This window comes from Mycolicibacterium parafortuitum (genome assembly GCF_002086815.1).
Taxonomy (GTDB): Bacteria; Actinomycetota; Actinomycetes; order Mycobacteriales; family Mycobacteriaceae; genus Mycobacterium; species Mycobacterium parafortuitum.
Map to the genome: position 1 here is coordinate 1 of NZ_MVID01000015.1, position 13208 is coordinate 13208.

Consider the following 13208-nt stretch of genomic DNA (forward strand, 5'->3'; position numbering starts at 1 on the left):
AAATCTGCGAACTCACCTGGCAACTCAAAGGCCAAGCCACCGGCCGCCAAGTCGACAACGCCACCGTCGGCATCACCGCCAACCAAGGCCTCTTCGGCCACGGCAGCTCCGTCATCATCGCCCGCTGACACGGACGGGTTCGACGAGCCATGCCGGAACTCATCACCGTGCGCGTCAAACCCGGTAGCGCCAAGGGCCCGCTGGTGGAAGCCGGTCCGGACGGCGAGCTGACCGTCTATGTCCGCGAACGCGCCGTCGACGGTAAAGCCACTGCCGCGGTCGTCAAGGTCCTCGCGGACCATTTCGGCGTACCCCGCAGCCGGGTCGAGCTGGTGTCCGGCGCTGCGTCGCGCATCAAGCGCTTCCGCATCGACTGAGGTCTTCAGTGGGCGGCGCTGGTGGTGTCGGTGTGGCACGCGTCCGGCGGGGTGCCGACGACGTCGAGCGCGGGATTGCGGTCGAAGAAGCCGAAAGGTTTGAGCCAGAACGACACCACGTCGACGGGCATCACCGGCCAGTCCTCGGCGCGGGTGATGTGGTGGATGCCGAACACGTACCACAGCACCACGTCGGTGTTCTCGATCGGGCGATCCGCCGCGGTCCAGCGCGTCAGCCCGGTGTCGCGCGCCGACTGATTGACGAATTCGCCTGCGGGCCAACGTTCGTCGGGTCGGTTCGGGGTGACCCACAGGGTATGGGCGATCACGCCCGCGCGCTCCAGGACCGGCGATCCCGGCTCGAACATCGCCGGGATCGCGCCGCTGGGCACCAGTTTGTACGCCGGGTGCGCCCCGAGGGCGGTGACGACGTTGGGGTTGACCACCTTCCACGCACGCTGGGTCGCGAAGCTGACGTCCTGCTTGGCCTCCCCCTCGGTGCGCAGCGGAATGTTGTGCACCACCAGCGACAGACCGTGCGGATTGTCCGGTCCGACCGGTTCGGCGAACGACTCCGACATCACCACGGTGTTGTCGGGACCGTCGATGTCCATGTCGAGACGGGCGACCAGGAAGTGCTGGTGGAACGGCGCGTAGGTTCGTTCGTCGACCAGGGTGCCGTTCGGGTTCGGCGCGCCGGCGGGCAGTGGCGTGGTGACCATGATGCCGGTCGCGCGCACCTCGCATTCGATGTTGCCGTCCTGATAAAGCCGCCAATAGACCAGGTATTCGTAGTTGGCGACCGTGACGTGGAACGAGATCGTCAGCCGGCGCATGCGCCGCACCTCGGCACCGATCTCGTGGTCGACGTGCTTCCACAGCACGGCGTTGTCTTCCTCGTGGATGCAGATCGCGTTGGTGATCGTGTACGGCTCACCCTTGCTGTTGTGCAGCACCGCGTCGAGGTAGCGGATCTCGCCGAGGCAGTCGCAGCCGAGTTCCAGCGAGGTCGTCATGAACCCCAGTCCCCATTCGCCGATGTCGAATGCGGTGCGGCGGTAGTGATCCGGCGACGGGTCGCGGTAGGGAACGATCATCTCGGCGAACGACATGCGGTGCGCGATCGAGCGGTCCCGGTCGCCGTCGCGGTAGCGCACGGTGTGCAGGGTCATGCCCTCGCGGTGGTTGAATCCGATACGCAGCGACCAGTTCTGCCAGCTCAGGAGCCGGCCGTCGAGGGTGAACGACGGGCCCTCGGGCTGGGTGATGTGGAGTGGCTTGAGCGGTTCGCGGCGGCCGCGGCCGAGGATGCGCTCGGGGATGTGCGCGGGCACGTACTCCCCCATCACCTCCGGCATCGCCTCCCGGCCCGCCGCGAACGGTCCGTCGTCCTCGACCCGCAGCAGTTCCATCGTGTTCAGGTCGATCACGCAGTGCAGCCCGCTGATCAGCCGCGCGTACGGGTTGGCCCCGGGTGCGGCCTTGACCCAGCTGTCCGACCAGCCGATGCGGCGGTCCCGGAACTCCGGCGGGGCGACGGCCTCACCGTAGGTCCAGGTGTCGAAGAACACCAGGTCCATGTCGGTGATGCCGCGGCCGCGCAGGGCGGCGACGACGTCGGGGTGGGTGCGCAGCAGTTGATCGCACTCCACGAACTCGTCGACGGTGAAGTTCGCCTGCACCCCGGGGATGTGCTCGAGCACCTCGACCCGCGCGTCGGTCAGGTTCACCACGGCCTTGTAGGTGGCGTTGGCGGAGCGGTTGAGGCACAGGGCCTGTGCGCGGCGCGGCGGCCGCGGCCCACCCTGATCGAAGTCGGCGAGCTCGGCCTTGGACGGCTCGACCAACTCGATGGACGCGAAACGCCACCCAGGTTCGGTTCCGGAGGCCGGGGCGACACCGTGCTCGCGGCGCAGTGTCTCGGCGACCGCGGTGAACTCGTCGGCGCCGAGCGGATCGAGCGGATACGACACGGATCAACGCAACCACATCAGCCGACCCGCGGCGGGGTGATTCGGCCAACGCGTCAGCGATGGGCCAGGAAGAAACCCTCCCAGGCCCGGCGGCGCTCGGAGTGCGGGTCGAGTTCGACGCGGCGGCGCCGGTCGAGCACCAGAACCGGCCGCTCCTCGCGGGTGTACTGCGGCCAGTCCGGGCCGGGTACCGCGCGCTCGGCGAACGACAGCCATCTCCCCTGCACATCGTCGGTGACCTTCTTGGCGCTGCGCGAGTCCAGCCCCGCGGCCAGCAGCCTGCCGAACCGCGACCGGTAGACGTCGAACACCGCGAGCAGCTCGGTCGCGTGGGTCGCCCCCATGCCGGACAGGCGCAGCGCGGCGGTCGCGTAGTCGTAGCGGTAGACGTACGTCGGCGCATGCGCCGAATGCCCGTGCGCCATCTGCCACACCGCCGACCCGAAGATGAAGTCCCCGCCGAACCTCACGCACGCGTCGGCGGCCGGATAGCCCGGGTAGGCGGCCAGAATCTGTTGGCGTGCTTCCGGATCCACGGCGGCGAGCAGCTTCTCGATGGCCGCCTGGTTGGTCGGCAGCAGTTTGAGGAAGCGGGTGAACAGCCGGCCCTCGTCGGCGTTGGTGCCGACGATCAGCGGCACCCGGTGCGCCGTACCCTCGCGCATCGCCTCGATCGGATCCTGGGGCAGATACTCGGTGCCGTAGGTCGGCCCGATCGCGAACGCGCCCAGCATGTCCCGCTGCCCGTCGAGGATCACCTGATCGAGGGCGTCGACGAGTTCGGCGGGCCGCGCCGCCATCAACGCCTGCGCGGCGTCGGAACCGCTCGCGCCGAGCCGGCGGGCGAACCGGGTCGCATACTCGGCGGCGGTGTCGACGTCGCTGATCATCCCGGCTGCCGGGCTCTGCGAGATCGCCTGCGCGAAAAGGCCTTTGGCCTCCGGTGTGGCCATCAGCGTGGCGACCGCGTGGGCCCCCGCGCTCTCGCCGAAGATCGTGACGTTGTCCGCGTCCCCGCCGAACGCCGAGATGTTCTCGCGCACCCAGCGCAACGCCATCACCAGGTCGCGCAGGAACAGGTTGTCGTCGATCCGGATCCCCTCGGTGGACAGCGACGACAGGTCCAGGCACCCGAGGGCACCGAGCCGGTAGTTCACCGACACGTACACACAACCCTTGCGGGCCAGCGAAGCGCCGTCGTAGATCGGGGTCGCCGAACTACCCAGCAGGTATCCGCCGCCGTGGATGAACACCATCACCGGCAGCGGATCACCGGCCCCACGGGTTTCGGCGCCCACCGGGGCCACCACGTTCAGGGTCAGGCAGTCCTCGCTCATCGGCTGGTATTTGCCAGGGGCGAGGATCGTGTACATCCGCTGCTGCGGCGAGCAGGCACCGTAGCCATGGCAATACCGCACCCCGGGCCAGGGCTGAACCGGCTGGGGGGCACGCAGGCGCAACGGGCCGACCGGCGGCCGCGCGTACGGGATGGATCGCCAGCGGTTGACGCCGTCGCGGGTGAAGCCCTCGACGGTGCCCGAGGCGATCTTCACTCGGACGGTGTGCTCGTGCATTCTGCGACCGTAGCGAACTCCCACGCGGCCTGCCTGACGATCCCACCCGTGTCCGATGGCTAACCTGGCCGAATGCGTATCGCTGGCTTGCTCGCGGTGAGCGTCCTGGTTGCTGCCTGCTCTCAATCGGTGGGCGGCCAGGCCGAATCGTCGCAGCCGTCCTCCTCCCCGCCGCCTCCACCGTCGACGCAGCCGTCGGTTTCGCCCTCGACGCAGGGTCCGGCCGCGCCGTCCGGCGCGCCCGCGGCGACCGCGTCGATCGACGAGGTCATCGCCTGGATCGAGGCGGGCACCCCGGCCGACGCCGAGTCCTTCCACGTCACGTTCCGCGACGGGGTGACCACCCGGCTCGGCGAGGAGACCGCCTTCGTCGCCGCGTCCGGCACGCCGCACAGCTACACGCAGTGCATCACCGGCGCGGGCACGTTGACGTGCCTCCTCGATCTCACCTCACCTCCGCCGCGCCCGGCGCAGGCCGAAGGCCAGTGGAAGCCGGGCTGGATCGAGTTCTCCGGCACCGATCTGACGGTCGGCGCGCTGCGCGGCGACCCCGGTCCGTTCCTGAACGGATCCGGAGCCGAACTGCCGGCCGGGCAGTCGTTGACGTTCGGCGACACCCGATGCCGCAGCGACGTGTCCGGTCTGTACTGCGTGAACTACGCACACCGCGGCGCGGTGCGGATCGCCGCCGACGGGGTGGCGCCGTACGGCTGCCTGGCCGAGACCGCCGCCCCACCCGAGGCCGCGGCCCGGTTCAGCTGCTGAAGGCGCGTCACTCCGCGCCGAGACGGGCCTTCTCGCGGGCCTTGTCCGGATAGGTCAGGGTCATACCGACGGCGCCGACGATCACGACGACCGGGATCACCGCTTTGGTCACGTGCACGGTGGCCGGAGCCATCACCGCCAGGTAGCCCAGGACCGCGATGAGCGCGAACACCAGCGCCCACATCAACGTCAGCACCTGGTTGGTGCGCCGGAACGCGGTTTCCTCCCAATCCTGGCGCGCCGCGCTCGGAGGTGCGTACTGCGCGGTGAACGGTTCGAATCCCAGCGACGCCAACGCCATCACGGCCAGCACCCCGCTCGACAGCGTGGTCGCGTAGGTGTCCATCCAGTCGAGATCCTGCGCGCCGACGAACAGCCCGGCCACCGTGACCGCGGTGAAGAACACCGCGGTGACGATGTCGAGGAGCCGTAGCCCGGCGAATCCGACCGACACCCCGAGGAGCAGCGTCGAGAGCACCGCGCAGATCGCGCCGAACATCCAGGTGCTCGGCCCGTCGGCGACGACCCAGTAGATGATCCACGGGATGAACCCGATGAACGGACTGCGCTCGAACCATTGGTCCACGCCGAAAGCATTACAGAGTCCGGGTCGGGCGACACGTTTGCGTCTCCGTATCGAACCCTCAGCCGAGCCGGAAGGTTCCGGTGACCAAGGTGGGCGTCACGCTGACGCCGTTGATGGACGCCTGGGGACGGCCGTCGGGCAGGAATTCGATCGGGCCCGCGGGTGAGAGGTTGCGCTTGTTGCGGACGTTGTTGCGCACGTCGAAATCGCTGAACTCGTCGAGGTGGAACGGGTCGAAGTCGCGGTTGCCCTCGGCGAATCCGCTGAACTGCACCCCGGTGGCGGTGCCGTCGGGCCGCACCACCCAAGACGCCCGCACACCGTCGGATTCGGCGGTGTACATGCCGGCGACGCCGGAGACCGACGCGGCGGTGAAGGTGTAGTCGACGTCGTTCATCCTGACGGTGCCGACGAGGTCGGTGCCGTCGAAGTCGGCGGCCAACGTGTCGCGGAATCGGGACTTCAGGTCGATCGCCCCGTCGGTCTGGTTGCCGAAGAACCATGCCTCGTCGTCGATTCCGTTGCAGGCGTAGGCCGCGACCTCGGCTCCGTCGACGCTGACGCCGATCGTCATGGTCTTGCCGTCGGGGGCGGCCATGTCGGCCATGTAGCGGGCGGTGGCCGGAAATGCGACGACGCTGGTGGTCTCGGGCGCGGGCTGCGCGGGTGTGGTGGTGTCCGTCGTCGACGTGCTGGTGCAACCGGACAGCGTCCCGAACGCCATCGTCGCACCGACCGCCGCGAGCAGGGAACGGGTGGTTTTTCTCATGGGGCCAGCATGATCTTCGCCGCGACGGCGTACTTGGAGATTGTGTGGAGATTGCGTGGAGATCGTCCCTACGGTCCGCGCAGGAATGCGGCCACCTCGTCGCAGAACATCGGCCAGGCGGGCTCGGTCGCGGTGAGCAGATGGTTGTTGCTCGGCAGCGCGACCAGGCGGGCGTCCGGGATCAGTGCCGCCAGTTCCTCCCCGTAGCGCAGCGGGACCCGGCGGTCGTCGCGCGAGTGCAGCACCAGCGTCGGGCACCGCACCTGCGCACACAGTTCGCGCACGTCGATGCGACCGAACTCCTCGAGGAAGTGCACCGCGTTCTCCGGTGAGGTGGTGCGGCGCTGCAACTGGTCGAACGCGGCCCAGTCCTCGCGGGTGCCGTCCGGGCGGAACTGCGCGGCGAACACCTGCCGGAAGGCGGGATCGTCGCGGCCCCAGCCCACCCGGGCGAGCTCGAGATCCAATGCCGCAGCGCGCTTTTCGTCCTCGTTCTGGGCTCTGACGGCACGACCCCTGGCGTACGCGCCGCACAGCACCAGGTGGCTGACGTGGTCGGGGTGGCGCGCCGCGTAGGCGACCGCGACGGCACCGCCCTGCGACACCCCCAGCAGTGCGAACCGGTCCAATCCCACGGCGTCGACGACGGTCTCCAGATCGGTGACCCAGTCGTCGAACGTGAACGCGCCGACGTCCCAGTCGGACAGCCCGCAGCCGCGCTCGTCGTAGCGGACGAACCGGTACCGCAACGACATCTCGCGCACGCCGTGCCGCCACACCGGGCTCTCGCTGTCGTAGCTCAGGTGCGTCATCCAGTTCGCGGCCTTCACCAACGGCGGCCCGTCACCGGAGACTGCGTACGCCAGACGCACCCCGTCGGCGGCGCGGGTGAACGCGATGTGCTGCGCGGGGATCGGCGCCTCGGGTTCGGCCTCCGGCGTCCCGGCGGTCTGCGCGTCGCGCACCCGGCCCACGAACTGGTATCCGCGGCCGCGCACGGTGCGGATGTAGCGCTGCGATTCGCCGTCGTCGCCCAGCGCGCGCCGCGCGGCCTTGATCCTGCTGGTCAGCGCCGCCTCCCCGACGAAACGCCCACCCCAGACGCTGTCGAAGAGTTCTTCCTTGGTGACGAAGCGGTCGTGGTTGCTCACCAGGAGGGTCAGCACGTCGAACACCTGGGGTTCGACCTTGATCACCGTCTCACCGGAGCGCAGTTCGTAGCGGGCGGCATCGAGGACGTAGTCGTCGAAGCACCAGACCCGTGGCGACGAGGAAAGCGCGGAATCAGCGCTGCTCACGCGCTAACAGTACCGACAATCACGCCCTCGGGGGCGGTTGATCAGCGCCAGCCGTCGGCCGCGCGGGCGGCCTGCATCACCGCGTCGCACAGCTCGCGCAGTTCGGCCGTGCCGGCCCCCTCCTCGAGTGCTGTCGCCATGTCTTCGGCCGCACACCGGACCTGGTAGACGCGGTCGGCGAGCACCGAGGCCTCCTCGGCGGACAGCACCACGGCGTCCTCGGGCACCGAGGTGCCCTTCACGAGGGCCCGTTGTTCGTAGGCGCGCTGCCGGCACGACTGCCTGCAGTACTGCCGGCGCCGGCCCATGCCGGCGTCGGCCACTTCGCGGCCGCACCAGCGACACGTCTGGGGTCGCCGGCGGGTCCCGGTCGCGGGGCTCAGCGAGGTCACGTGGGTGACTGTAGACGGGGGCGTTGGGTAATCCCGGTATCATCAACCGACGAGTCGGGAACTCTTCGCACACGTTTGACGTTGACGATCCCGGACCAAAAGCATTCGCAGAGGAGTTGACGATGGCTGATCGTGTCTTGAGGGGCAGCCGCCTCGGAGCAGTGAGCTACGAGACGGACCGCAACCACGACCTGGCGCCGCGTCAGGTCGCCCGCTACCGCACCGAGAACGGTGAGGAGTTCGACGTACCGTTCGCCGACGACGCCGAGATCCCCGGCACCTGGCTGTGCCGCAACGGCCTCGAGGGCACCCTGATCGAGGGTGACGTCCCCGAGCCCAAGAAGGTCAAGCCGCCGCGCACGCACTGGGACATGCTGCTGGAGCGTCGTTCGATCGAAGAGCTCGACGAGCTGCTCAAGGAGCGCATGGAGATCGTGAAGGCGCGCCGCCGCGGATAGTGCCTGGCGCCGCGCCTCAGCGCGCGGCGCCGCGGGCGCGGTCGATGCGCGCCCGGATTCCCCACTGCGCGACCTTGACGATCGCCTCGCGGATCGTCGACCCGTCCATCTTGGACACACCGTGCTCACGTTCGGTGAACGTGATCGGCACCTCGACCACGGTGAAGCCGGCATTGATGGACCGCCAGGTCAGATCCACCTGGAAGCCGTAACCCTTCGAGTCGACGGCGCCGAGCTCGATCTTCTCCAGCACCTCACGCCGGTAGGCGCGGTATCCCGCGGTGATGTCGTGGATGTCGACGCCGAGCAGGATCCGCGAGTACGCGTTCGCGGTCCGCGACAGCACCAGCCGCCGGCGCGGCCAGTTACGCACGTTTCCGCCGGGCACATACCGCGACCCGATCACCACGTCCGCGCCCGCGTCGATCTCGTCGAGCAACCGGTGCAGGTCTTCCGGGGCGTGACTGCCGTCGGCGTCCATCTCGACCAGCACCGTGTACTGGCGGCTCAGCCCCCACGCGAAGCCGGCGAGGTAGGCCGCGCCGAGCCCGTCCTTGGACGTGCGGTGCATGACGTGCACACGGTCGGGGTCGGCGAGCGCGAGTTCGTCGGCCAGCTCGCCGGTGCCGTCGGGGCTGCCGTCGTCGACGATCAGCACGTGCACGTCGGGGGTCGCGTCGGTGACGCGGGACACGATCGAGAGCAGGTTGTCGCGCTCGTTGTACGTCGGGATGATGACCAGGGTCCGGGCGCTGGGACGCCAGACGGGTTCGGCTTGACCGTTCGAGCCGTCGGGGACGCTCATGTGGCTCCTTCGTCGCTGGTCGATCGCCGACCTCTCAGTCTGGTGGGCACGAATGATCCATTGTGCAGTATCGCCCCCAGAACAGCCGAAACGCCGATGGCCGCCAGCAACGCCTGCAGGTACGGGCCGAACCGGGTGGCCGGTGTGACGGTCGTCTTCAGCCGCACCTGCTGATCGAGGTAGGCCGGCTCGAACCAGCCGGTGCGGGCCACCTCGTGGCCGTCGGGGGCGATCACCGCGCTGATGCCGGTGGTGCCCGCGACGACGACGTAGCGGTCGTGTTCGACGGCGCGCAGCTTGCCGAACGCCAGCTGCTGTTCGCTCATCGCTTGGTCGAAGGTCGCGTTGTTGCTCGGCACAGCCAGCAGCTGGGCGCCGTTGCGGACGGCGTCGCGGGCGGCGCGGTCGAAGATGACCTCCCAGCAGGTGGTGATCCCGATCGGGATCCCCGCCGCCTCCACCACGCCGTCACCGTCGCCGGGCACGAAGTAGCCCGCCCGGTCGGCGTAGGACGACAGCTTGCTGAAGAAGCCACGCCACGGCAGGTATTCACCGAACGGCTGCACGATGCGTTTGTCGTGGCGCTCGGCCGGGCCGCCCTGCGGGTTCCACACGATGACGGTGTTATGCGAGACCGGGTTGGTGCGGCTGTAGCCGGGCGCGGCGACGACTCCCCCGACCAGGATCGGCGCGTTGACCGCCGCGGCAGCCATGGAGATCTCCTGCGCGGCATCGGGGTTCGCGATCGGATCGATGTCGGAGGAATTCTCCGGCCACACCACCACCATCGGTTGCGGGGCGCGTCCGGCCCGGACGTCGTCGGCCAGGCGCAGCGTCTCGCGGACGTGGTTGTCGAGCACCGCGCGGCGCTGGGCGTTGAAGTCCAGGCCGAGGCGCGGGACGTTGCCCTGCACGGCGGCGACCGTGACCGGGGGCTCGTCTCCGGCGCCGAGGCCGGCCTTGCGCACGTGCGGCCAGGCCAGCGTCGACACGATCAGCACCAGCGTGATGCACAAGCCGGGCAGCACGACCGCCGGGGGCGCGGCGGCCCGGGCGGTGGCATCGCGCCGCCACCACGAGGCCGTCTCCAGCACCAGCGCGGCCAGGCTGAAGCCGATCAGCACCACGGCGAACGAGACCAGCGGGGCGCCGCCGACGTGGGCCAGCGGCAGCAGCGGGCTGTGGCTCTGGGAGAACCCGACCACCCCCCACGGGAAGCCGCCGAACGGGACGCTCGATTTCAGCCATTCCTGGGCCACCCACAACGCCGCGAACCACACCGGCCTGCCGGGCAGCCGCCGCACGACCACGGCCAGCAGCCCGAACAGCGCTGGGAACAGCGCCTGCGCGGCGCTGAGCGCCAGCCACGGCAGCGCCCCGACCAGCCCGCTGATCCAGGGCAGCAGTGGCACGTAGAACGCGAGCCCGAACAGGAACCCGTAGCCGAAGCCGCCTGCGGCGGTGGTGCGCTCGCGGGTCAGCACCCATCCGAGAAGCGCGAACGCGAGGATCGCCAGATACCACCAGCCGAACGGCGGGAAGCTGACGCACAGCGCCAGCCCCGCCACGATGGTGACACTCAACACGGGCAGGCGATCGACGATCGCCTGCCCGAGACGCCGTATGCGCGAGGGCGTCTCGGCCTCAGCCGTCTCGGTCTCAGCCATGGATGACTTCGCCCCGGTGCACGGTCTGCCTGCACCGCGGGAGGTCGTCGGTGAGGCTGGGCAGGACCGGCACCCGGGACCGCGGATCGGTGGACCAGCGCTGCACGGCATCGGTGGGGGCGCTGACGTCGAACGCGTCGGCTTCCCACACCGCGTAGCTCGCGGGCGCTCCCGGCACCAGGGTGCCGGTGATGCCGTCGCGGACTCCGCCGGCCCGCCACGCTCCCTTGGTCGCCGCGGCGAACGCCGCCCGCGCCGAGATCGCGCTGCCCGGGGTGTGGTGGGTGGTCGCCGCGCGGACCGTCGCCCACGGGTTGATGTCGGTGACCGGGCTGTCGGACCCGAACGCTAGGGGCACGCCTTGGGATGCTAACAGCGCGAACCGGTTCAACCCGGCGGCTCGATCGGCACCGAGCCGCTCGGCGTACATGCCGGTGGGCCCGCCCCACAGCGCGTCGAAATTCGGCTGCATGCTGGCGATCACGCCCCAGCTGCCGAGCTTGGCGGCCTGCTCCTCGGTGACCATCTCCAGGTGTTCGAGCCGGTGGCCGCAGCGCGCGACCGCGGGCCCGCCGAAGCGGTCCACGGTGGCCTGCAGGGCCGCCGTCACCGCGGCGACCGCGGCGTCGCCGATGACGTGGAAGCCCGCGGTCACCCCGGCCTCGGTGCAGGCGCACAGGTGCGCGGTGATCGCGTCGACGTCGAGGTAGCTGTTGCCGTGCGGGGCCGCGCACTCCGGTCCGGCGTCGGTGTAGGGGTCGTGCAGCCACGCGGTGCGCGATCCGAGCGCGCCGTCGACGAACAGGTCGCCGGCCAGTCCGCGGGCCTGGGTCTGCGCGATCAGGTCCCGGGCCTCGGCGGCGGTGCCGACGTGTTCGCCCCAGTAGCCGACGACCTCGACTCCGTGCTCGTGGGTGCGCAGTTCGTGCCAGTCGTCCAGGCCGCCGATCTGCGGACCCGCGCATTCGTGCACGGCGACGATGCCGGACGCCGCGGCGGCGTCCAGCGCGGCGGTGCGGGCCTGCGCGCGCTGGCCGGCGGTCAGCTGCTCGCGAGCGACGCGGCGCACCCGGTGGTGTGCCTCGGCGATCAGGGGCAGGTCGTCGGCGATGCCGGCGGCGTGGCGCAGCGGTGTCGATGCGACGGCGGAGTGGACGTCGACGCGGGACAGGTAGGCCGACCGCGGTCCGATCGCGGCGTCGATATCGGCGGTGCTGGGCGCGCTGCGCTCCGGCCAGGCCGTCTCGTCCCAGCCGTGGCCCCAGATCACCCCGTCGGGATGCGCGGCGGCGAACTCCCGCAGCAGCGTCAGGCAGTGCCGCAGCGAGGTGGCGCCGCGCAGGCCGAGTCCGGTCAGGGCCAGGCCGGTGGCCGTGGTGTGGACGTGGCTGTCGACGAAGGCGGGGGCGACGAAGGCACCGTCGAGGTCGGTTTCGGTCGCGTCGGGGAACTGTGCCCGGCCAACGTCGTCGCTGCCCAGCCAGGCCACGACGCCGTCGCGCACGGCCATCGCCGTCGCATCCGGCATCGCCGGGCTGTGGACGCGGCCGTTGAGCAGAAGGGTGGTGCTCACTCCGGCGAGCGCGGCAGTGCGGGTCCGGCGGGCGGGACGTCGCTTCGGAAGTCGCCCGGGACGTCATCGATGACCTCGATGACCTCACCGTCGACGTACTCGCCGCGGCCCGACCGGCGGGTGGCTGCCGAACCGACGGTGCTGACACCGACGATCAGCGGCGCGCGCCGGGCCGCCATCGCGGTGAGGACGGGCCGCGCGGCGGCGCGGGTCGGCGGCAACAGCAGCAGCGCACCGAGGACGGAACTGGCCAGGCCGGGAATCACGACGAGCACGGTACCGAGTGCCACGAGCACGCTGTCGGTGACGGCGCCCTGCGCGTCGGCCAGCGTCAGCCCGGACCGCAGCTTCTGCAGATGGCGGCGCAGCTGCGAACCGGCGAGTGCCAGGCCCAGCAGGAACGCGCCGGCGACCAGCAGCATCGTCCAGCCGAAGCCGATCGTCGAGATCAGCGCGACCAGCACCGCCAGCTCGGCCAGCACGTAGACAAGGAACACTCGCATCGCCATAGTGTGCCAACGGATGGGACGCGGTGACGGTTCCGGGGGCGCGTTCAGCTCACTGCGAGGCGGCCTCGACCTCGATCGCGGCGTGCACCTTGTCGACCCCGCCGCGGATGAGCGCCTGCGGCACCCACCACCACGCATGCCACCAGTAGCGCCGGGTGACCATGTCGAACACCCGCCGGGTCTCGGAGGCGGGGAGATTGCGCGCCACCGCCTCGACGGGTTCACCCTTCGGCTTGCCGAGCACCCCGCACTCGCAGATCGTGACCCGAGGGGTGTTGCGGATGCGTTTGGTCTTCCAGGACCCGGCGTCGGTGCTGATCAGCAGTTTGTCGCCGTGCGGGACACCCCACACCGGGGTCGGCTTGGCTCTACCGTCCTTGGTGAAGGTGGTCAGCAGCAGGTATTTCGCGGTGTAGACGTCGGTGAACGTCGGGTGCCGGTCCCCGGGGTGCGCCATGAACC

General features: G+C 70.1%; 14 protein-coding genes and 1 pseudogene. 4 read left to right on the forward strand and 11 right to left on the reverse strand.

The window, feature by feature from the left end; translation table 11 throughout:
• A pseudogene (locus tag BST38_RS29045) lies at positions 1-128 on the forward strand (lipid-transfer protein); the annotation flags it as partial.
• A 21-nt stretch (positions 129-149) separates the two neighbouring features.
• On the forward strand, positions 150-377 hold the full coding sequence (locus BST38_RS16465) for a DUF167 domain-containing protein (RefSeq protein ID WP_083144424.1): 228 nt from the start codon (positions 150-152) through the stop codon (positions 375-377).
• Positions 378-382: 5 nt separating this feature from the next.
• Here the strand turns inward: BST38_RS16465 and BST38_RS16470 are convergent, their stop codons facing one another.
• Both BST38_RS16470 and BST38_RS16475 read right to left on the reverse strand, forming a co-directional pair.
• Entirely contained in the window at positions 383-2350 is a 1968-nt protein-coding gene (locus BST38_RS16470; protein ID WP_083144425.1) for a primary-amine oxidase, read from the reverse strand.
• 53 nt (positions 2351-2403) lie between these two features.
• On the reverse strand, positions 2404-3924 hold the full coding sequence (locus BST38_RS16475; protein WP_083144426.1) for a carboxylesterase/lipase family protein: 1521 nt from the start codon (positions 3922-3924) through the stop codon (positions 2404-2406).
• Between the two features lie 72 nt (positions 3925-3996).
• Here BST38_RS16475 and BST38_RS16480 point away from each other — a divergent pair, with 72 nt between their 5' ends.
• Positions 3997-4689: a hypothetical protein gene (locus tag BST38_RS16480; RefSeq protein ID WP_083144427.1), complete on the forward strand. Its 693-nt coding sequence runs from the start codon at positions 3997-3999 to the stop codon at positions 4687-4689.
• 7 nt (positions 4690-4696) lie between these two features.
• Here BST38_RS16480 and BST38_RS16485 read toward each other — a convergent pair whose 3' ends face one another.
• The 4 genes from BST38_RS16485 to BST38_RS16500 form a co-directional block, all read right to left on the reverse strand.
• Entirely contained in the window at positions 4697-5275 is a 579-nt protein-coding gene (locus tag BST38_RS16485) for a DUF3159 domain-containing protein (protein ID WP_179963961.1), read from the reverse strand.
• A gap of 58 nt (positions 5276-5333) precedes the next feature.
• Positions 5334-6044 carry a hypothetical protein gene (locus BST38_RS16490; protein ID WP_083144429.1) on the reverse strand — a complete coding sequence of 237 codons (711 nt, stop codon included), beginning with the start codon at positions 6042-6044 and terminating at the stop codon, positions 5334-5336.
• Between the two features lie 68 nt (positions 6045-6112).
• Positions 6113-7342, reverse strand: a complete 1230-nt coding sequence (locus BST38_RS16495) for an alpha/beta hydrolase (RefSeq protein ID WP_083144430.1) — start codon at positions 7340-7342, stop codon at positions 6113-6115.
• 41 nt (positions 7343-7383) lie between these two features.
• Entirely contained in the window at positions 7384-7734 is a 351-nt protein-coding gene (locus BST38_RS16500) for a hypothetical protein (RefSeq protein WP_083144431.1), read from the reverse strand.
• Positions 7735-7856: 122 nt separating this feature from the next.
• Here BST38_RS16500 and BST38_RS16505 point away from each other — a divergent pair, with 122 nt between their 5' ends.
• Positions 7857-8192 carry an RNA polymerase-binding protein RbpA gene (locus BST38_RS16505; protein WP_083144432.1) on the forward strand — a complete coding sequence of 112 codons (336 nt, stop codon included), beginning with the start codon at positions 7857-7859 and terminating at the stop codon, positions 8190-8192.
• A 16-nt stretch (positions 8193-8208) separates the two neighbouring features.
• On the opposite strand, the gene BST38_RS16510 is transcribed toward BST38_RS16505, so the two are convergent.
• Genes BST38_RS16510 through BST38_RS16530 form a run of 5 tightly spaced genes read right to left on the reverse strand, consistent with a single transcriptional unit; the run spans position 8209 to position 13203 of the window.
• Positions 8209-8997, reverse strand: coding sequence for a polyprenol monophosphomannose synthase (locus BST38_RS16510; protein WP_083144433.1), 789 nt, complete (start codon positions 8995-8997; stop codon positions 8209-8211).
• A complete protein-coding gene (gene lnt / locus BST38_RS16515) occupies positions 8994-10664 on the reverse strand; it encodes an apolipoprotein N-acyltransferase (RefSeq protein WP_083144434.1) in 1671 nt (556 codons plus the stop codon). The genes BST38_RS16510 and lnt overlap by 4 nt, the downstream gene beginning before the upstream one ends.
• A complete protein-coding gene (locus BST38_RS16520; RefSeq protein ID WP_083144524.1) occupies positions 10657-12192 on the reverse strand; it encodes an amidohydrolase in 1536 nt (511 codons plus the stop codon). The genes lnt and BST38_RS16520 overlap by 8 nt, the downstream gene beginning before the upstream one ends.
• Positions 12193-12233: 41 nt before the next feature.
• The gene (locus BST38_RS16525) at positions 12234-12746 is read right to left on the reverse strand and encodes an FxsA family protein (RefSeq protein WP_083144435.1); all 513 of its coding nucleotides are present in this window, start codon (positions 12744-12746) and stop codon (positions 12234-12236) included.
• A gap of 49 nt (positions 12747-12795) precedes the next feature.
• Positions 12796-13203 carry a PPOX class F420-dependent oxidoreductase gene (locus tag BST38_RS16530; protein WP_083144436.1) on the reverse strand — a complete coding sequence of 136 codons (408 nt, stop codon included), beginning with the start codon at positions 13201-13203 and terminating at the stop codon, positions 12796-12798.
• Positions 13204-13208 lie beyond the last annotated feature (5 nt).

Bases quoted from the DNA above. Each gene is read 5' to 3' on its own strand.
- BST38_RS16465 (WP_083144424.1), top strand. From the start codon at position 150: ATGCCGGAACTCATCACCGTGCGCGTCAAACCCGGTAGCGCCAAGGGC.
- BST38_RS16475 (WP_083144426.1), bottom strand. From the start codon at position 3,924: ATGCACGAGCACACCGTCCGAGTGAAGATCGCCTCGGGCACCGTCGAG.
- BST38_RS16480 (WP_083144427.1), top strand. From the start codon at position 3,997: ATGCGTATCGCTGGCTTGCTCGCGGTGAGCGTCCTGGTTGCTGCCTGC.
- BST38_RS16490 (WP_083144429.1), bottom strand. From the start codon at position 6,044: ATGAGAAAAACCACCCGTTCCCTGCTCGCGGCGGTCGGTGCGACGATG.
- BST38_RS16505 (WP_083144432.1), top strand. From the start codon at position 7,857: ATGGCTGATCGTGTCTTGAGGGGCAGCCGCCTCGGAGCAGTGAGCTAC.
- BST38_RS16510 (WP_083144433.1), bottom strand. From the start codon at position 8,997: ATGAGCGTCCCCGACGGCTCGAACGGTCAAGCCGAACCCGTCTGGCGT.
- lnt (WP_083144434.1), bottom strand. From the start codon at position 10,664: ATGGCTGAGACCGAGACGGCTGAGGCCGAGACGCCCTCGCGCATACGG.
- BST38_RS16520 (WP_083144524.1), bottom strand. From the start codon at position 12,192: ATGCCGGATGCGACGGCGATGGCCGTGCGCGACGGCGTCGTGGCCTGG.
- BST38_RS16525 (WP_083144435.1), bottom strand. From the start codon at position 12,746: ATGGCGATGCGAGTGTTCCTTGTCTACGTGCTGGCCGAGCTGGCGGTG.
- BST38_RS16530 (WP_083144436.1), bottom strand. From the start codon at position 13,203: ATGGCGCACCCCGGGGACCGGCACCCGACGTTCACCGACGTCTACACC.